Annotated in this window: 15 protein-coding genes; 10 read left to right on the forward strand and 5 right to left on the reverse strand. The window is 69.4% G+C overall.

All coding sequences use genetic code 11. The features are described 5' to 3' along the window. The first annotated feature begins 22 nt into the window (after positions 1–22). The 7 genes from AC3EO4_RS31595 to AC3EO4_RS31625 all read left to right on the forward strand — a co-directional run bounded on the left by AC3EO4_RS31595 (position 23) and on the right by AC3EO4_RS31625 (position 9,823). The gene (locus AC3EO4_RS31595) at positions 23–2,029 is read left to right on the forward strand and encodes a right-handed parallel beta-helix repeat-containing protein (protein WP_379582330.1); all 2,007 of its coding nucleotides are present in this window, start codon (positions 23–25) and stop codon (positions 2,027–2,029) included. A gap of 160 nt (positions 2,030–2,189) precedes the next feature. Continuing rightward, positions 2,190–3,440, forward strand: a complete 1,251-nt coding sequence (locus AC3EO4_RS31600) for a Gfo/Idh/MocA family protein (protein WP_379582332.1) — start codon at positions 2,190–2,192, stop codon at positions 3,438–3,440. Between the two features lie 12 nt (positions 3,441–3,452). After that, positions 3,453–4,730 (forward strand): ABC transporter substrate-binding protein, encoded by a 1,278-nt coding sequence (locus AC3EO4_RS31605; protein ID WP_431898958.1) that lies wholly within the window; start codon positions 3,453–3,455, stop codon positions 4,728–4,730. A gap of 4 nt (positions 4,731–4,734) precedes the next feature. Next, a complete protein-coding gene (locus tag AC3EO4_RS31610; protein WP_431898959.1) occupies positions 4,735–5,679 on the forward strand; it encodes a carbohydrate ABC transporter permease in 945 nt (314 codons plus the stop codon). Further along, complete coding sequence (locus tag AC3EO4_RS31615) at positions 5,676–6,542, forward strand: carbohydrate ABC transporter permease (protein WP_431898961.1); 867 nt, start codon at positions 5,676–5,678, stop codon at positions 6,540–6,542. The genes AC3EO4_RS31610 and AC3EO4_RS31615 overlap by 4 nt, the downstream gene beginning before the upstream one ends. Before the next feature lie 20 nt (positions 6,543–6,562). After that, a complete protein-coding gene (locus tag AC3EO4_RS31620; protein WP_431898963.1) occupies positions 6,563–8,983 on the forward strand; it encodes a discoidin domain-containing protein in 2,421 nt (806 codons plus the stop codon). 60 nt (positions 8,984–9,043) lie between these two features. Further along, positions 9,044–9,823, forward strand: coding sequence for an endonuclease/exonuclease/phosphatase family protein (locus tag AC3EO4_RS31625; protein ID WP_431898964.1), 780 nt, complete (start codon positions 9,044–9,046; stop codon positions 9,821–9,823). 50 nt (positions 9,824–9,873) lie between these two features. Here AC3EO4_RS31625 and AC3EO4_RS31630 read toward each other — a convergent pair whose 3' ends face one another. The 4 genes from AC3EO4_RS31630 to AC3EO4_RS31645 are packed head-to-tail and all read right to left on the reverse strand — an operon-like array spanning position 9,874 to position 14,200. Next, the gene (locus AC3EO4_RS31630) at positions 9,874–11,088 is read right to left on the reverse strand and encodes an alpha-L-fucosidase (protein ID WP_431898966.1); all 1,215 of its coding nucleotides are present in this window, start codon (positions 11,086–11,088) and stop codon (positions 9,874–9,876) included. Between the two features lie 6 nt (positions 11,089–11,094). Next, entirely contained in the window at positions 11,095–11,961 is an 867-nt protein-coding gene (locus tag AC3EO4_RS31635) for a carbohydrate ABC transporter permease (protein WP_379582346.1), read from the reverse strand. Then, the gene (locus AC3EO4_RS31640) at positions 11,958–12,887 is read right to left on the reverse strand and encodes a carbohydrate ABC transporter permease (protein WP_431898968.1); all 930 of its coding nucleotides are present in this window, start codon (positions 12,885–12,887) and stop codon (positions 11,958–11,960) included. Before AC3EO4_RS31640 ends, AC3EO4_RS31635 begins: the two co-directional genes overlap by 4 nt. Next, entirely contained in the window at positions 12,884–14,200 is a 1,317-nt protein-coding gene (locus AC3EO4_RS31645) for a sugar ABC transporter substrate-binding protein (protein WP_431898970.1), read from the reverse strand. Before AC3EO4_RS31645 ends, AC3EO4_RS31640 begins: the two co-directional genes overlap by 4 nt. 155 nt (positions 14,201–14,355) lie before the next feature. On the opposite strand from AC3EO4_RS31645, the gene AC3EO4_RS31650 reads away from it, so the two are divergent. The 3 genes from AC3EO4_RS31650 (at position 14,356) to AC3EO4_RS31660 (ending at position 17,622) form a co-directional block, all read left to right on the forward strand. After that, positions 14,356–15,336 (forward strand): hydroxyacid dehydrogenase, encoded by a 981-nt coding sequence (locus AC3EO4_RS31650; RefSeq protein WP_431898972.1) that lies wholly within the window; start codon positions 14,356–14,358, stop codon positions 15,334–15,336. A 5-nt stretch (positions 15,337–15,341) separates the two neighbouring features. After that, the gene (locus AC3EO4_RS31655) at positions 15,342–16,154 is read left to right on the forward strand and encodes an AraC family transcriptional regulator (RefSeq protein ID WP_431899160.1); all 813 of its coding nucleotides are present in this window, start codon (positions 15,342–15,344) and stop codon (positions 16,152–16,154) included. Positions 16,155–16,221: 67 nt separating this feature from the next. Continuing rightward, positions 16,222–17,622 carry a polysaccharide lyase 6 family protein gene (locus tag AC3EO4_RS31660; RefSeq protein WP_431898973.1) on the forward strand — a complete coding sequence of 467 codons (1,401 nt, stop codon included), beginning with the start codon at positions 16,222–16,224 and terminating at the stop codon, positions 17,620–17,622. A gap of 340 nt (positions 17,623–17,962) precedes the next feature. On the opposite strand, the gene AC3EO4_RS31665 is transcribed toward AC3EO4_RS31660, so the two are convergent. Continuing rightward, positions 17,963–19,234: a hypothetical protein gene (locus tag AC3EO4_RS31665; RefSeq protein ID WP_431898975.1), complete on the reverse strand. Its 1,272-nt coding sequence runs from the start codon at positions 19,232–19,234 to the stop codon at positions 17,963–17,965. Positions 19,235–19,286: the final 52 nt, after the last annotated feature.

Genomic DNA, 19,286 nt, shown 5'->3' on the forward strand with positions numbered 1-19,286 from the left:
GAGCCACAGGAGAAGGAGCACCATGGCACGTGGTCCACGCCTGGCCGGAACGGTCCTCGCGGCCGTCCTGGCCGTGACCGGGTTACCGGTCCTCACCCCCGCCGCGTACGCAATGAGCACCGCCTACTTCATCGATCCGAACGGTGATGACAACGCCGACGGCCGCAGCCCCGCGACGGCCTGGAAGACCCTCGGCAAGGTCAACGCCCAGACCTTCCAGCCGGGGGACACCGTCGGCTTCAAGGCCGGAGGCCAGTGGAACGGCCGGCTCGCCCCCAACGGGTCGGGCACGAGCGCCGCCCCGATCACGTTCACCTCCTACGGCACCGGCGCCAAGCCGCTCATCGCGGGCGGCGGCACGGTGGACGCCGCCGTCAAACTGCAGAACCAGCACGACGTCGTGGTCAGCGGCCTGGAGGTGACCAACTCCGGCTCCGGGACCACTCCGCGCATCGGCATCGGCGTCAGCGCCACCGACGCGGGCGCCGTGCCGGGCATCGCCATCCGCGGCAACCACGTGCACGCCATCCAGGGCGCCACCTCGGGCAGCCAGTCGTCCAACCCGTCGGCGGGCGGGATCATCGTCAGCGCGCGGGGCAAGGACGTCCCCACCTATTTCCAGAACCTGCGCATCGAGGACAACGAGGTCGCCGACTCCCGCTCGTACGGCATCGTCACCTGGTCGCAGTGGATGCAACGTGAGGGCTGGAACTCCCTGTGGGAGGACCTGATGGGCGTCCCCGCGGCCGACTACCGTCCGTGGACGCCGAGCACCGGCGTCGTCGTCCGCGGCAACAACGTGCACGACATCTCCGCGGGCGGCATCACGGTCATGCAGGCCGCCGGCGCCCTCATCGAGCGCAACCGGGTGGACAGGACCGCGCAGAACCACGGCAACGTCGGCATCTGGTGGGCCGGGACCGACGACACGGTGGTGCAGTTCAACGAGGTGTCCGGGACGAAGTACTGGGGCCTGGCCGGCGACGGCAACGCCTTCGACGCCGACGCCTCCGCCCACCGCAGCCTGGTGCAGTACAACTTCAGCCACGACAACGAGGGCGGCTTCTTCATCGCCGTCTCCACCGGCAGCGCTCCGGCCGAGGCGACGATCCGCTACAACGTCAGCCAGGGTGACGCCAACCAGGTGTTCGCCCTGTCGACCAACGCCACCGACATCGACGTCTACAACAACACCATCTGGGTGCCGCTGACGCCCTTCATCCGCGACCACCCGGACCGGGCCTCGTTCAGCCTGGTCAAGGTGTGGAACTCCAGCGTCGGCAGCGTCAGGTTCCGCAACAACGTCATCCACAACGGCGCGAACCTGCCCTACAACGACAGTGGCAAGGTCGTCTACGACCGCAACCTGTTCCACGGCGGGCCGGTGCCTGCCAAGGACAAGGCCGCGCTGACCGGCGATCCGCTGCTGACCTCGCCCGGCTCGGCGACCTCGATCAGCGCCCTCGGCGGCTACCTGCCGACCGCCGCCTCGCCGGCGCTCGCCCAGGGCCTGGAGGTCGCCTCCGACGGCGGCCGGGACGCGGCCGGCACCGCGCTGCCCTCGGGCATGCCCGACCTCGGCGGGCTGCAGCGCGCCGCGGGCCCGGGCGCGAACGAGGCCGCGCCGGCCGCGGCCACCACGTTCGGCAACGGGCAGTCGACCACCCCGGCCGCGCTCACCGACGGGTCCGACTACGTGACGTGGGCCAGCCCGAGCACCGGCGTCACCCTGCCCGGCAGCATCACGCTGACCTTTCCCAGCGCCCGCCGGATCTCCGAGGTCGTCCTCGCCACCCACTTCGGTCAGGGCCAGGGCATCACCAAGGTGGACGTCCAGACCTGGGACGGCTCGGCCTGGACCACCCAGGCGGCCGACGCGGCGATCACGTGGGCGAGCAACACGGCGACCGTCGAGCGCAGGGCAGTGACCCTGCCCGCGGCCGTCACCACCACCCAGCTGCGCCTGGTCGTCAAGGCGGCCAACCGCACCTGGGGCAACCTGTCCGTCAACGAGATCACGACCCGCTGACCCATACGCACGACGACCCCGGCGGGCCCACGCCCGCCGGGGTCCTCGGCGACCCTTGGCACGGCCGCGGACGCCCGCGGATCTCGTCCTTGACAGCCTCCGGCGCCAACTAATAAAAACAAGCACCATTAATAAGTCGGCCAATCCGGAGAGGACACTCATGGTCACACTCGCCGTCATCGGGGCGGGACTGCGCGGGCTCGGTTACGCCCGCCACGCCCTGGAGAGCGGCCGGGCCCGCGTCGTCGCGGTGGCGGAACCGGACCCGCGCCGGCGGCAGAGCCTCGCGGAGGAGCACGACATCCCGGCCGGGAGCGTCTTCGCTGACTGGCGCGACCTGCTGGCCCGCGACCGGCTGGCCGACGCGATCATCGTGGCCACGCAGGACCGCATGCACGTCGAGCCCGCCGTACGGGCCGCCGAACTCGGCTACCACATCCTGCTGGAGAAGCCGATGGCGCCTACCGAGGCCGACGCCGCCGCCATCGCCGAGGCCGCGCAGCGGAACGGCGTGCTGCTGGCCGTCTGCCACGTCATGCGCTACACGCCCTACACCAGGACGCTCAAGGCGCTCATCGACAAGGGACGCATCGGCCAGGTGATGAACATCCAGCACCTGGAACAGGTCGGCTGGTGGCACCAGGCGCACTCCTTCGTGCGCGGCAACTGGCGCAACGAGGCGGAGTCCGCCCCGATGCTGCTGGCCAAGGCGTGCCACGACCTGGACTGGATCATCCACCTGAAGGGCGCGCTGCCGGAGCGGGTCTCCTCCTTCGGCAACCTGGTGCACTTCCGCGCCGAGCGGCGGCCCGCCGGCGCGGCCGACCGCTGCCTCGACTGCCCGGTCGAGTCCACCTGCCCCTACTCGGCCAAGCGCATCTACCTCGGCTGCCTAGGTGATCCGCTCAAGGAGTTCTGGCCGCTGTCGGCGGTCACGCACGACCACACCGAGGCCGGCGTGCTGGCCGCGCTGCGCGAGGGGCCCTACGGCCGCTGCGTCTACGCCAGCGACAACGACGTGGTCGACACGCAGGTCGTGACCATGGAGTTCGCCGACGGCACCTCCGCCACCTGCACGGTCACCGCCTTCGCCGCCCTCGAGCACCGCAAGACGCGCGTCTTCGGCACCCACGGCTCGATCGAGGGCGACGGCGTGACCTTGCGGCTGCACGACTTCCTCACCGACAAGGTGTCGATGATCGACACCCGCGCCGACGCGGACGCCTCGGCAGCCACCGGGCACGGCGGCGGCGACGAGGCGCTGCTCGACGCGTTCGTCGCCGCGATCGCCCACGGCGACCCCTCGCTGGTGCTGACCAGCGGCCAAGAGAGCCTCGCGACACACCGGGTGGTCTGGGCGGCCGAACGCGCCAGGCACGCCGGGACCGTCGTCCCCCTCACCCTCCCATGAAAGGCCCCCATCATGCGTAAGTTGACGGCCGTCCTCACCGTCGGAGCCCTCGCCCTCGGCCTGGCCGCGTGCGGCAAGAAGAACAGCGAGACGGGCACCGCCCAGGCGGCGGCACTGGCCTACCGCTCCTCGTGGGGCGCCGACGAGCCGCAAGGCAAGATCATCAAGGCGCTCTTCGACGACTTCGCCAAGCAGACCGGCACCAAGGTCGACGTGAAGTTCGTCGGCCGCAAGGGCAACGAGAACCTGTCCACCGAGATGGCCGCGGGCCGGGGCCCCGACCTGTTCGACACCTCCACCGACAACCTGGCCACCTACGCCGCGCAGAACCTGGTCGCCTCCTTGGACGACGTGCTGGGTGCCCAGGTGCCCGGCGAGGGCAAGACGGCCAAGGACGTCCTTCCCGAGTCGGTGCGGCAGGCCTCCTCGAACGACAAGGGCCTGGCGTTCGTCCCGCACACGGTGATCTCCACCGCCGTCTGGTTCGACGCCGCCAAGCACACCGACCTGGCCGGCGCGCCGCCGCAGAGCTGGGAGGACTTCATCGCCTACCTCGACGGGGCGAAGAAGGACGGTCGCACCCCGATCGGCCAGGACGGCACGATCAACTTCTACAACGTGTACTGGTTCTACAGCATCCTCGTCCGGGCCAACGGCGCCGGCAGCCTCAAGGCGCTGGCCACCGACCCCGCCGCCTGGGACAAGCCCGAGGTCCTCGCGGCGGCCGAGAAGGTCGCCCAGCTCGCCAAGGGCGGCTACTTCCAGAAGGACTTCATGGCCACCAAGTTCCCCGCCGCCCAGGACGCATGGGCGCAGGGCCGCTACGACCTGAACCTCAACGGCACCTGGCTGGCCAGCGAGACCAAGCCGAAGCTGACCGCGGGCGTCAAGATCGCCTCCTTCCAGCTCCCGGTGGGCGGCAAGAACTCCGTCGAGGTCGGCACGCTCGGCTGGGGCGTCAACGCCAAGGGCGCGAACGTGGCGACCGCCAAGAAGTTCCTGGCCTTCGCGCTGCAGAAGAAGTACGTCGAGCAGATCTCCACCAGCGCGCTGAACATCCCCTCGCGGGCCGACGTGCCTGCGCCCGAGCACCTGGTGGCGGTGCAGAAGGCGGTCGCCGAGGCCGCGGCCACGCACCGCACCTACGACGACGCCGCCGCCGACAAGACCTGGTGGAACGACCGCTTCCTGCCGCTGCACGACAAGCTCATCTCCGGCAGGATCGACGCCGCCGCGTTCGTCGCCGAGGGCAAGAAGACGACCGCCGACTACCTCGCGAACAAGAACTGAGCCGATGGGAGCGGGAACCCTCACCCAGGCGCCCCCCGTGGCGCCGCCGGTCAAGGCCAGGGCTCTGCGTCCGGGGCGTGAACGGGCCTTCTGGCCCTTCCTTCTCCCTGCGCTCATCGCCTACACCGCGTTGTTCGTCGCGCCCTCGCTGTTCGGGTTCTGGGTCAGCCTCAACGCCTGGGCGGGGCCGGGCTCGGAGATGACCTGGCGCGGCCTGGACAACTATCTGGCGCTGCTGGGCGACGACGCGTTCCGCACGGCGTTCGTCAACACGTTCGTGCTGGCGGTGGCCGGCGGCGGGCTGGTGTTCGGCTTCACGTTCCTGTCGATGGTGGTGCTGCGGCACATCAAGGGCCGCGCCTTCATCCGGTCCGTGATGTTCCTGCCGATGATCATCTCGATGATCGCGGTGGGGGCCGCCGTCGGCTTCCTGCTGAACCCCGAGGGCGTGGTCAACACCGCGCTCGGCTGGTTCGGGCTGGACCCGCAGCCCTGGCTCGGGCCCGACCTGGTCTTCCGCTGCATCGTGGGCGGCCTGGTGTGGTCGAGCACCGGCTTCTACGTGGCGCTGATGATGTCGGCGGTCGACTCCGTCCCCGCCCACGTCTACGAGGACGCCCAGCTCATCGGGGCCACCAGGTGGGAGCAGTTCCGGCACATCACGCTGCCGCTGACCTGGGACGTCTTCGCGGTGTCGGCCGTGCTGTGGGTGGTCAACAGCCTGAAGGTCTTCGAGATCGTGCTCGCGTTCACCACCGGCGGCACGCCGGGGAGCCCGCCGCTGCAGGCCAGGACGGTGGCGGTGCAGCAGTACTCCCTGGTGGCCGGGAACGCCGTGCCCCAGCTCGGCAACGCCGCCGCGATGGGCGTCGTGGTGCTGCTCGTCACCGCCGTGCTCATCGCCCTGACCCGGCGCATCACCAGGCGCGAACGAGTGGAGCTGTCATGAGACGCCTGATCGGAGATTTCCTGCTGCCGCGCGCCACCGCGACCGCCCTGTGGGCGTGGGTGGCCTTCAACCTGGTGCTGGTCGTCTGGGTGGGCATGCAGTCCCTCAAGGACTCCGGCGAGGTGTGGCTCAACCCCTTCTCGCTGCCCGCCGACCCGCACTGGGACAACTACGCCTCCGCCTGGCAGGCGGCCGAGTTCTCCGCCGCCGCGCTGAACAGCACGGTCCTGACCCTGCTCGGCTCGCTGCTCATCGTGGCGCTGGCGGCGCCCGCGGCGTACGTGCTCGCCCGCTCCGACCGGCGCGTGGCCGGCCCGCTGACCGGCTACTTCGCGATGGGCCTGAGCATCCCGCTGCAGACCCTGGTCATCCCCGTCGTGGTGATCAAGCTGTCGCTCTACACCTTCATGGAGGACTGGGTCACCGGCTGGTGGGACAACCGCATCACGCTGCTGATCTTCCAGGTGGTGCTGTCGCTGCCGTTCGCGGTGTTCGTCCTGACCGGGTACATGCGCTCGTTGCCGCACGAGATCGAGGAGGCCGCCGAGATCGACGGCGCGGGACCGCTGCGTTCCTTCGCCCGCATCGTGCTGCCGGTCGCCAGGCCCGGCGTGATGACCGTCCTCGTGCTGAACATCATCGGCCTGTGGAACGAGACGCTGCTCGTGCTGCTGATCGCGCCGCTGCCCGAGGAGCGCACGCTGCCCGCGGCGCTGCTCAACCTCTACAGCTCCATGCAGTACAGCTCCGACTGGGGCGGCCTGTTCGCCGGGATCGTGATCCTGGTCTACCCCATGATCGTGCTCTACCTGTGGCTGGGCCGCCGCATCGTCGAAGGCATGACCGCCGGAATCGGCAAATGACCCCCCGAAAGGAACAGAGTTTGCGTACACGGTTCGGGTGGGCGGGGCTCGCCCTGCTCGCCATGATGGTGTCGCCGGCCGTACCCGCCCAGGCGGGGACGGCCGGCCCAGGGAAGACCTTCTACGTCGACGCCTCCTCAGGCGACGACGCGGCCTCGGGGCGAAGCCCTGCCACGGCCTGGCGGAGCCTGGACCGAGCCGGTCAGGTGCTGCTGGGCCCGGGTGACCGGCTGCTGTTCCGCGCCGGACAGCGGTGGGAGGGCCGGCTCAGCCTGCAGGGTGCGGGCCTGCCTGGGCGTCCGGCGCTCGTCGGCTCCTACGGCGAGGGCGCCAAGCCGGTCATCGACGGGCAGGGCCAGGTGGACGCGGCCGTCCGGATCAGCAACGTGCACGACTTCACCGTCGACGGCCTGGAGGTCACCAACTACAGCGCCGACACCTCCCTCTACCGCAGCGGCGTCAACCTGTTCGCCAAGGACGCGGGCCGGCTGGAGAACGTCACGCTGCGGAACCTGAACATCCATGACGTCAACGGCCAGGGCGGCCACAGCGTCGCCGCGGCCGGACTGATCGTCTCCATCCGGGGCAACACGACGCCGACGTACTTCCACAACCTCGTCCTGGAGCGGAACGAGATCTCCAAGATCGGCTCCTACGGCGTCATCATGTGGTCCACGTGGTCCCGTCGCAGCGGCATGACCAGCCTGTACCCCGTGGAGACCGGCATCCCCGACAGCGAGGTCGTCACCTGGACGCCCAGCACCGGCGTCCGCATCCGGGACAACTACGTGCACGACGTGACCGGTGGCGGCATCACCCCCATGCACACCGCGGGCGCCGTGATCGAGCGCAACCGGGTGGAGCGCGCCGTACGCGGCAGGACCAAGACCACCGGCGGCAACGTCGGCATCTGGTGGCAGGGCAACGACGACATCGTGGTCCAGCACAACGAGGTCTCCCACACCGGGTTCAACGGCCCGGGCAGCGACGGCCACGGTTTCGACGCCGACGCCGACAACAACCGCAGCCTCGTCCAGTACAACTACAGCCACGACAACGACGGCGGCTTCTTCCTGGCGGTCTCCTTCACCGCCGCCCCGACCAAGGACACGGTCGTCCGGTACAACGTCAGCAGGAACGACGGCTACGAGGGCCTGGCCGCCTCGACCTCCACCACCGGCACCCACTTCCTCAACAACACGCTCTACATCACCGACCGCGCCGTCGAGGTCAAGCCGCCCTACAGCGGGGCGGGCACGTACCGCTTCGAGCGGGTCGTGCGCCTGTACAACAACGCGGCGGGGGTGGTCGTGCGCAACAACGTCTTCGTCAACCTCGCCGGGGCCGGCTTCGACAACAAGAACGGCGTCATCTACGACCACAACCTCTACTGGGGCACCGAGCAGCCACCGACCGGCGCCGACCACGCGGCGGTCGTCGCCGACCCCCGGCTCGCCGCGCCCGGCCAGGAGAGCCCTGCGGGGTACCGGCCGCTCGACGGCTCGCCCGCCTTCGACGCGGGCGTGAGCGTGCCGGCCGAGCACGACTACGCGGGCACGCCCGTCCCCGACGGCGCCCCCGACCTCGGCGCCTTCCAGCGGGAGATCGCCCCCGCGAAGGTGAGCGCGTCCTTCGAACCCAAGGGCCACCTGCGGCGCCTGGCCGACCGTGACCCGGCGACCGCCTGGCGAAGCGTGCCCGAGCCGCGCCTGCCCGGCACCATCGACCTGACCAGCGCCACCGGACGCGCCTTCCGCACGGTCACGGTGTCGGCCGCGCACGCCGCCTCCCGCGCGATCACCGATGTCGAGGTGCAGACCCGCGACGACGGGGACTGGGTCACCAGGGCGAGCGGGAAGCTGGTCTGGACGACCGACGACGACACCGTCGAGCAGCAGGTGATCACCCTGCCCGAGACGATCAAGGCCGCGCAGGTCCGCCTCGTCGTCAAGGCGGCCGCGGGTGGCCCGATCCAGATCAACGAGATCGCCCTCGGCGTGCCCGCGGCGAGCGAGCCGTACCGGCCGGGGCCGACCGCGGTGGCGAGCACCACCTTCCCGACTTCGCCGACGAACACCGTGGACGCGCTCGTCGACGGCGATCCGAGCAGCCCGTGGGCATCGGCGAGCACCGGCGTCACCTTCCCCGGCGAGTTCGTGGTGGACTACGGCAAGGACCGGCGGATCGCCGCCGTCACCCTGCACACCGCCTGGGCGAAGGGCCAGGGCGTCACCGACGTCTCGCTCGACACCTGGGACGGAACCGCTTGGGTGACGCAGGCGGCCCACCATCTGACGAACTGGCAGGAACTCAGCTCGAAGGTGGAGACCAGCACCATCACCCTGCCCAGCCCGGTCATCACGCGCAAGATCCGGCTGACCGTCCACGACGCGAACCTCCAGTGGGGCAACATCGCCCTCTACGAGATCGTCGCGTCCTGATCCACGTGCGGCCCGCGCATCGGCGCGGGCCGCACCCTCGACAGAAAAGGACGGTGGCCGTTGCCCGAGCAGCCGCCTCTACGCGTGGCCACCTTCAACATCCACCACGGACGAGGTCCGGACGACCGGCTCGACCTGCGGCGCGTCGCCGACGTGATCCGTGCCGGCCGGGCCGGCATCGCCGGTCTCCAGGAGGTGGACCGGCATTGCTCGCGCCGCAGCGAGTTCGTCGACCAGGCGGCCTGGGTGGCCGCCGAACTGGGCATGGACGTGGTCTTCGGCGCCAACCTGGACCTCGGCCCGCCCGCTCCCGGAGGCCGGCGCCGCCAGTACGGCACCGCGATCCTGTCCCGCTTCCCCATCCGCGACTCCGGCAACACCTTCCTGCCCAGGTTTCCCGGCAGCGAGCAGCGTGGACTGCTGCGGGCCACGATCGTCGTCCACGGCGTGCCCGTCCAGGTCTGCAACACCCACCTCCAGGACGACGACGCGGCCGAACGGCTGGAACAGGCACGAGCCGTTCGAGCGTTGATCACCGAACGGCCGGGGCCGGTGATCCTGACCGGGGACTTCAACGCCCTGCCCGGCGCACCTGAGATCCGCGTGCTGACCCGTTCCTTGAGGGACGCCTGGGCCCAGCCAGGCGCAGGACCGGGCCACACCTTTCCCGCCACCGGTTCCCGCATCGACTACGTGTTCACCTCGCCGGACGTCGAGGTGAGGTCGGCGACAGTCGTGCCCTGCGACGCCTCCGACCATCTGCCGGTCTTCGTGGACATGCTGCTGCCGGAACGGGTAACTCCCCGCGTCGACGTTGCCGGTCATTTCCGCCATGAATGAAAAGAACGAGCGTGACGCGGGGTCGAGGAACGTAGGAATTTTCCTACACATTACTCCAGGAAGAGCTCGACGACGGGCACCAGGACGTCGGGGCGTTGCACCGGCAGCTCCAGCGTGAGCGTGCCAGGTGCCTGGCCGCCCATCCGGGTGTTCTGGGCCTGCTGGTCCGGGTCGGTGCTGACGAGCCTGATCTCCGAGGCGTCGTTGAGCAACTGCGCGTAGCGCACCTTGCCCGCCAGCCCCGGCAGGTGCACGTGGCGCAGCGGCCAGCTGAACAGGTGCAGGTAGAGCCGGTCGCCGCGGCGGGTGTAGCGGCAGTCGGCCGGGGCGGGATACTCCGCCGGGCCGCACCCGCGGATGGAGCGCTCGTGCAACTCCATCCAGCCGCCGATCCGGGCCAGCAACGCGGTGGCGCGCGGGTCGATCCGCCCGCGCCCGTCAGGACCGACGTTGAGCAGCAGGTTGCCACCCTTGGACACCCCGTCGACCAGCATCTTCACCAGCAGGTCGGCACTCTTGTAGTCGAGGTTGTCGCGGTCGTAGCCCCAGCTGCCGTTCAGCGTCTGGCAGGCCTCCCAGGGGCTGGGCATGGGCGCGGAGGGCTGGTACTGCTCGGGGGTGACGAAGTCGCCGGGAATCCCGAGGCGGTCGTTGACGAGGATGTCAGGTTGCAACTCGCGCACCATCGCCAGCAGTTCCTTCGAGCCCCAGTCCTCGGGACCCTTTCCGCCCCACCATTCGCTCCGGCCGGAGTAGGAGAAGTCGAAGAAGAGATAGTCGACCGTTCCATAACGGGTCAGGAGTTCCCTGACCTGGCCGTGCAGGTGTCGCCGATATACCGAAATATCACGTTCGGGAAGGGGCTGGACATCGCGCAGCGGGTGGGTTCCGTCCACGGGGAACTCCGGGTGATGCCAGTCGATCAGCGAATGGTAGAAACCCACCTTCAACCCCTCGGCGCGGCACGCCGCCACGAACGGTTCGACCAGGTCACGGGGCGCCTTGTAGTCCGTCAGGTCGCTGTCCCACAGGCAGAATCCGTCGTGGTGCTTGGTGGTCAGCACGGCGTAACGCATGCCCGCCGCCCTGGCGGTCCGCGCCCACGCGGCGGGGTCGTACAGGTCCGGCGAGAAATGGTCGACGTAGGGCTGGTATTGCGCGTCGGTCAGTTTCTCGCGCGTCTTCACCCACTCGTGCCGGGCCGCCAGCGAGTACGGACCCCAATGCACGAACATTCCAAAACGATCATTGACGAACCAGTTCATGAAAAATCATCCCTTGAGGGCGCCCGACGACAATCCATGCACGAACGAGCGCTGGAAGAACAGGAACACGATCACCGACGGCAGCAGCGCCAGCAACGAGGCCGCCATCACCACACCGGGCGTGACGATCGGGTCGATCCGCAGTGTGCGCAGCGCCAGCGGCAGCGTGTAGGTCGAAGAATCGTCGGCCACCAGCATCGGCAGCAGGTACTGGTCCCAGATCATGGTGAACCCGAACACCCCGATGACGCCCAGCGCCGGACGGCACATCGGCAGGATGATCTGGGCGAAGATCCGCAGCTCCCCCGCCCCGTCGATCCGCGCCGCCTCCTCCAGCTCGCGTGGCACGTCCCGCATGAACTCCGTCATGACCAGGATGGAGAACGCCCACGCGCCCACCGGCACGATGATCCCGGCCAGCGTGCCGATCAGGTTGATGTGCAGCACCGGCAGATCCGACAGGATCAGCGACAGCGGGATCGCCAGGATCTCCTCCGGCAGCATGAGCGTGGCCAGGATCGCCACGAACACGATCGTCATGAACGTGAAACGCTTGCGGGCCAGCGCGTAGGAGGCCAGCGTCGAGACGACCACCTGCAGCAGCAGCCCGAACCCGACCACGAAGAAGGAGTTCAGCAGGTACTTCAGCACCCCGTGGTCGACGGCGACCGCGAAGTTGTCCAGCGTCGGGCGCGAGGGCACGACGCTGAGCTGCGTCGGATCGGAGACGTGGTTGAACGCGCTGACGAGCAGCGCCAGCAGCGGCCCGGCGAACACCACCAGGACCAGCGCGTGGACGACGAGTCTGAGCAGCCGCGCCTGCGGCGTCCTGCTCTCCTTGAGCCCGAGTGCGGTCTCGCTGGCCGCGCTCATTCCCTCTCCCTCCGCCTGAGGACGGACACGACGACGGTCAGCAGCAGCGTGGCCAGGAACAGCAGCACCGCCCCCGCGGAGGCCACGCCCAGCCGGTTCTGCTCCAGGCCCAGCTTGGTGATCAGGGTCATGACGACCTCGGTCGAACCGTTCGGCCCGCCGTTGGTCAGCAGGTAGACCTCGGTGAAGACGCGCAGGCCGCGGATGGCCGCCAGGATGAAAAGGATCGAGAACACTGAGCGCAGCCCCGGCAGCGTCACGTGCAGCAGCCGCCGCCACCGCGATGCGCCGTCGACGATCGCGGCCTCGTACAGGTCCCTGTTCACCCCCGCCAGCCCGGCCAGGAAGATCATCATGTCGTACGGCGCGCCCCGCCAGATCCCGGTGGCGATGACCGAGGCCATCGAGGTGTGCGGGTCGTTGATGAACCCGGAGGGCTCGAGCCCGACCAGGCCGAGCAGCGAGTTCAGCATGCCGTCGCCGGTCGGGTGGTACATGATCCGCCACAGCTCGGCGATGACCGCCATCGGCACCACGACCGGCAGGAACGCCGCCGACCTGATGAAGCTCAGCCTACGGCTGCGCCCCTCCATCAGCAGCGCGAGCACCAGCCCGAGCAGCATCGAGCCCGCCGTCTGGAACACCGCGAGCAGCACGGTGTGCCAGGCGGCCTGCTGGAAGCCGTCGGAGGTGACGACCTTGACGTAGTTGTCCTGCCCCACCCACTGGTTGCCGAGGAAGGGCTGCACGTTCTGGAAGGACATCACCAGGGCGTTGCCCATGGGGATGAACTTGAAGTACAGGAACAGGACGAGCGCGGGGGCAAGGAACAGCCACGGAACCCACCAGCGTCCGCTCCGGCCGCTCACGGGCTCCCGCGTGGCCCGAGCGGCCGGAGCGGCCGGTTCGGCCTCCACCGCCGTCATGACGCGGCGACGCCCTGCTCGGCCAGGATCCCGGCGAGCTTGGCGTCCAGCTTCTGGAGCTCACCCTTCAGGTCCAGGCCGCAGTCGGCGACCAGGGCGTTGACGGTGTCGGCGGCGGCCTGCCGTACGGGGGTCCAGTTGGGGATCGACGGCGGGTAGTGGCCCGAGCTCTGGTAGACGTCGGCGTAGGTCTTCCACCTGGGGTCGGGGCGGACCTGGCTGATGTCGACGGTCTTGTTGACGGGCAGTTGCACGATGTAGGCGGTGTCGCCCTCCATGCCGATCTTCTGGCCCTCGGCGGAGATGGCGTAGGAGGCGAAGGCGTCCTGGCCCGCGTTGTTGGGCGAGCCCGCCATCAGGTAGATCGCGCCGCCCTCGGCGAGCACGTCGGCGTTCTTGGCGCCCTGGGGCATGGGCACGACCTCGTACTTGTCCTTGCCGAGCGACTTGTCGTAGCGGGGCATCAGGTAGGGGCCGACGACGTACATGCCGGTCTTGCCCGACTCGAACGTCTCGTTCGTCGGCGGAGTGTCCATGGTGACGGCGCCCGGCTGGATGACCTTGTCCTTGCACGCCAGGTCGCGTAACCACTGCGTGGCCGCGATCGACTCGGGGGTGGACATGGCGGGCTTGAACCTGCCGCCGCCCGCGTCGGCGACGAAGTCACCGCCGCCCGCCCACAGGAAGTTGGAGAAGTACCAGGAGGCGTAGCCGCGCTTGGTCGACAGGGGCGCGGCCAGCCCGTAGGTGTCGTTCTGGCCGTTGCCGTCGGGGTCCTTCTCGGTGAACGCCTTGGCCAGGGCCGCCAGATCCGCCCAGCTCTGCGGCGGCTTCAACCCCAGCTTCTCCCGCCAGTCCTTGCGGATCAGCAGCGCTGTGGCCTGCGCGGAGTACGGCACGCCGTACTGCTTGCCGTCCACGCCCTTGCCGGAGGCGAGCGCACGCTCGGACAGGTCCTTGGCCCCGGCGAGCTTGGTGAGGTCGATCTCCCGGAGCAACCCCTGGCTCTGCATCGTTCCCAGCTGGGCGACGTCGTTCATGACGATGTCGGGCAGGTCCTTCTGGGCGGCCCGCTGCTGCATCTTCGTCTCGAAGTCGTCGAAGATCGCGGTCACCTTGACCTTGTGGCCGGTCGCCTTCTCGAACGCGGCGGCCAGCTTGAGCGTGCCCTGCTCGCCGGGCCCGCCCGGCGTGGTCCTGGTCCAGAGCTCGAGCGTAGCCTTGGCGTCCTGCTCGACGTTGGTTCCGGCTGTGCCTGACGAACACGCTGTGAGCACCACCAGGCACGCCAGCATTGTGGAGGCGGTTCGCATATGTGGACGGCTCCCTCTACTTGGCAAGCGATTTCCCGGAAGGTAGCGGTGATCGCGCTCCCCGGTCAATGCTCCGATGACTAAACCATCACCGATAAAACTGTTCCGTCATACGACATCATGCTTCCCCAGACATCCGATGAAATGAGGAAGAGATGATCAAAGCACTGCTGGTGATGGAGGAGCGCAGGCGGGCCGACGTCTACCCCGCGCACGTCCTGGAAAGGCTGGCTGACCTGGTCGAATGGCAGGCTCCCGCGATGACGCGCGAGCGGCTGGCAGCCGATCCCCGCGTGCTGTCGGAGGTGGAGATCCTGCTGTCCGGCTGGGGCGCGCCGGTGCTCGACGCCGGGCTGCTCGGTCACGCTCCGCGCCTGCGCGCGGTGCTTGTGGCGGCAGGCTCGGTGCGCCCGCTGACCACGCCGGACTTCTGGGCGCGCGGCATCCCGATCGTGTCGGCCGCCTCGGCCAACGCGATCCCGGTGGCGGAGTTCACGCTGGCCCAGATCCTGCTGGCGCTCAAGCAGTTCCACCGGATCTCCCGCGAGATCAAGGAGCTGGGCCGCTACCCGGACGAGGTGTGCGCAGCCGGGGCCTACCGGTCACGGGTGGGGCTGCTCGGCCTGGGCGAGATCGGCCGCCTGGTCGCCTCCCACCTGCGCGCCTTCGACCTGGAGGTGGTCGCCTACGACCCGCACGCCCCCGCCGGGCTGGGCATCCCGCTCCTCCCGCTGGCCGAGCTGTTCGAGACCTGCGAGGTCGTCAGCGTGCACGCCCCGCTGCTGCCGGAGACCACGGGCTTGGTCGACGGCCCGCTGGTGGCACGGCTCGGCGCGGGCGCGACGCTGATCAACACCGCCCGCGGCGCCGTCCTCGACGAGCCGTCCGTGGTCGAGGTCCTGCGCGGGCGGCCCGACCTCACCGCGGTCCTCGACGTCACCTGGCCCGAGCCGCCGGAGCCGGGATCCCCGCTGTACGGCCTGCCCAACGTGGTCCTGACCCCGCACCTAGCCGGGGCGATGGGCGCCGAACGGGGCAGGATGGGCGAGCTGGTGCTGGCCGAGGTCGCCCGCCTGTCCGCGGGCGAACCGCTGCGGCACGCGGTGAACCCGGCGCTGGCGAGCCTGCGGGCGTGACGGCGATGGACCCGGCACTCAGGGAGCACCTGCGGCGGCTCGACCTCGACCTGCTCATGGCCGGGCACGCCGATCCCGTCCCCGCCGGCTGGGGGCGGGAGGCGCGGACCGACGGCTACAACCGGATCTACCTCATCCTCGACGGGGTGGGTTCGATCACCCTGGACGGCGTGGAGTACCTGCCGCGGCCAGGCCAGCTCTACTTCCTGCCCGCCGGGTCCGCGCTGGCCTTCTCCAGCTCCAAGGAGCGCCCGTTGCGCAAGTACTGGGCGAACTTCACCGCCACCGTGGCCGGGCGCGAGCTGGCCTCGCTGGTCGCGCTCCCCCGGGTGGTGGAGGTGGAGGATCCGCCCGCCGTACGGGAGATGTTCACCAGGCTGCTGGCGGCGGGCAAGGGCGCGACGCAGGTGACAGGGCCGCTGCGGCAGCGGGCGGTGCTCATGGAGCTGACGGCCTACCTGGTGGACCACGCGCCGCTGGGTTCGTTGCGGCCGCTCAGCCAGGGGCCAGGGCGGATCCTGGAGTACATCGACGCGCACCTGGCCGAGGTGCTGACGGTCGGGCGGCTGGCGGAGGTCTTCCACTACAACCCGACCTACTTCATCACCTACTTCGCCCAGCTCTTCGGAGTCTCCCCCAACCAGTACATCCGGCAGCTGCGGGTCGAACGGGTCAAGCAGGCGCTGATCCACACCGAGCAGAGGATCGAGGAGATCGCCGGGGCGGTGGGCTGGGAGGCCGCCTACCTGTCACGGGTCTTCCGCCAGGTGACCTCGCTGACGCCCACGCAGTACCGGGCCTTGCACCGGGCCTCCTGAGGATCGTCCTAGGAGTGCCCGAGTTTTGCCCATGCCCAAGGGAATACGCTTTCCCTACGTTGCCGGTATGAACCGATTGGCAGCCCTTGTCGCGGCGGCGTTCCTGCTGCTGCCCGCCGTGCCCGCCCTCGCCTCGGCGGACGAGGAGCGGCTCGTCTCGAACCAGGCCGAGTTGAACGCGGCGATCGGGACGGCAGGCACCATCGTCATGGCCGACGGCACCTGGCAGGACACCGTCATCGACCTGCGCGCCCCAGGACCCCTCACGCTCAGGGCGCAGACGCCAGGCAAGGTGCTGCTCACCGGCAGGTCGGCGCTGTCGCTCAACAGCCCCGACCTGACCGTGAGCGGCCTGACCTTCACCTCCGGCCAGGCGCCCGGCGGCGCGGCCTCGGTCATCTCCTTCAACAGCGACCGCGGCAGGGTCACCGACACCGCCGTGGTCGACTTCAACCCCGCCGACCCGGCCACGCCGTACTACTGGGTCTACTTCAAGGGCGGGCACAACCGGCTCGACCACAGCCTGCTCAAGGGCAAGGCCCACCAGGAGCCGCTGGTCGGCAACGACCGGGGCCCGGCGGCCGCCTACAACAGGGTCGACCACACCCGCTTCGCCGACGTCCCCAACCTCGGCCGCAACGGCATGGAGGCGCTGCGCATCTGGGGCTACGGCCAGTGGGCGGAGGAGGGCGCCGAGGAGGGCGCGTACTTCACCATCGACAACAACCTCTTCGAGCACGTCGACGGCGACGACGAGATCATCTCGCTGAAGTCGAACCACAACACGGTCCGCAACAACACGATCAGACAGTCCAGCGGCGGCCTGGTGCTGCGCTACGGCAACTACAACACGGTGGAGAGCAACGCCATCATCGGCGACCGTTACCCGGCCAGCGAGGGAATCCGCGTCAGCGGCGACCACCACGTGGTGCGCGGCAACCACGTGCGGGGCGTCTCCGGCTACGGGCTCAAGGTCACCAGCGGGGAGCACCTGTTCGACGAGAACCACAAGCTCGACTACCTGACTCCGGACTTCGTCCCGCAGCCGAACCCGCTCACGCCCTATGGCTACCTGTTCCACTACGGGCAGGTGACCGACAGCGCGTTCACCGGCAACGTGTTCGCCGACAACGCCAAGAGCGACATCCACATCGGCTGGTTCTACAAGAACCACTGGCCCGGCTACCAGATGGTGCTGCTGCCCGAGCGCAACACCTTCACCGGCAACCTCAGCTACAAGCCCAAGGGCGGCGTGGCCGTGACCACCTCGGGGCAGGACACGGCGCCGCCGCTGGCGAAGTTCTCCTTCCAGCCGAACACCTTCCGCGGCAACGTCGTCTACGGGGGAACGCTCGACGTCAACCCGCCCAACAGCACCAAGGGCATCGTGGTCGTCCCCTCCCGCGACCGGACCCCGCCCGCCCCGCCGCGGACGGAGGAGACCGGCCCGTCCTGGCAGGCAGGCTAGCTCTGGATGACGCTGTAGTCGTAGCGGCACGGGAGCGGGCGTTCGGCCCGCCCCCGTCCCCTGCCGGGCCGGGTCTCCGGCGCCCAGAATCAGCGTCACGTCGACGATGTTGGATCCGATCAGGACCGCCCGCATGCTTGCGGCGGCACATGGGCCGAGGCTTCAGCGCCGGGCCACCATACGATCGTGGGGACCGCATTGGCGCGCGACCCGATGTCGGCTCACTGACCTGGGGTGATGCGGTTCGAGAGACCAGATGGAACGATTCTGTCCGGTCAGCGGCTCAGCCAGGCCCGTCCATGCCGCATTCTGGTGGCAGCCTTGTCCGGCCGATCAGGCCTTAGCCGGCACGGAAGGTTGAGGAGGTGGGGAACGCGGTGTCCGTGCAGCCGCGGCGGGCGACGACGTCGGTGACGTAGGCGCGGAACACCTTCTCCAACGCGGACCTCATCAGCTTGTCGTAGCCGTAGGCGACGGTCATCGTGTGGATCTGGGGTTTGCCTTCGCAGCGGGACGAGGCCCACCAGACCGATGTCTCACCGCGGCCTGCCTTGCCCGGTTCCGCGACGACCGGAGGCTCACCGTGGGTCGCTTTGAGGTGGACCCTCTTCGCCCTCTCTCCGGAGTAGGTGTGAAGGGAGACGAACCAATCGCCCGGATCGGAGGGGCGGGACAGGTCGTCGAGCTCCGCGGCGTCGGACCGCCAGAGGCCGTTCGCGCGGATGCTGCTGAGCACGAGACCACAGCGCTCGAACCACAGCTTGTCGTCGACCCGGCTTTCGAGGACCTGGTCCGGAAGCTGCTTGCGGCGTGCGAAGCCGGCCTTGCGATACCAGGCGCAGGTGCCGTCCGCGCCGACGGCCGGAGTGGGGCCTGGCGTCAAGGCCGGGATGTCCTCGGGTGGATCGGGCAGGCGCTCGGCGCAGCCCAGGCGTTCGGCCAGGTTGTTGGCGGTGATCACGGCGATCTCGGCGAGCGTGTCGCGGTCGTGCGAGGTCAGCTGCCCGTTGTCGGTGAACGGCGGGCCAGGATCCTTCAGCGAGGCCCACGCCCACAGCGCCGTGATCGGCTGGCCGTTCGACATGCCCCGCGCGCACGGGAGGTCGACGCTGACGCCCGAGGCCGTGACTATGCCGGATACGCCGCCGCCGAGGGGTTCGTACGGATAGGTGGGGTTGCGCCTGTCGACAAGATTGTCCCCCGGGGTCTCGGGAATCACCGGTTCGTTCGAAGGCAGGACTCCCACCACGCCCTTGAAGAAGGACCACGGCTCGCCAGTGCGGTATTCCGCCCCCGCCTCGGTGCTGAGGAGCTCGCAGTACTGAGGCAGGCCGGCGTCGAGCTCGATCGTCCATTTGTCGGCCGTCCGGTGAGAGATGGTGCCGCCCGCAGGGGACAGCGCGAGTACCCGCCCGGCCGGCACGAGCCCCGCGCAGGCCTCATCGATCTGCTGTCGGCCCTTCCAGTTCTGCCACAGCAGCGTGCCGCTCCAACCGATCGTCGCCACGGCGACCAGACACAGCAGGACGTTGAAAGACCTGCGGACATTGCCTGTGACAGCTCTCTCGACCTCATCGACGGCGTGCAGCAGTGGCGGAAGGTTCAGCGCCACACGTTCACCATCCACCTCATCCGCCGGGAAAGGACCCAGTTCTGGTCGGCGA

This window comes from Nonomuraea sp. bgisy101 (assembly GCF_057708945.1).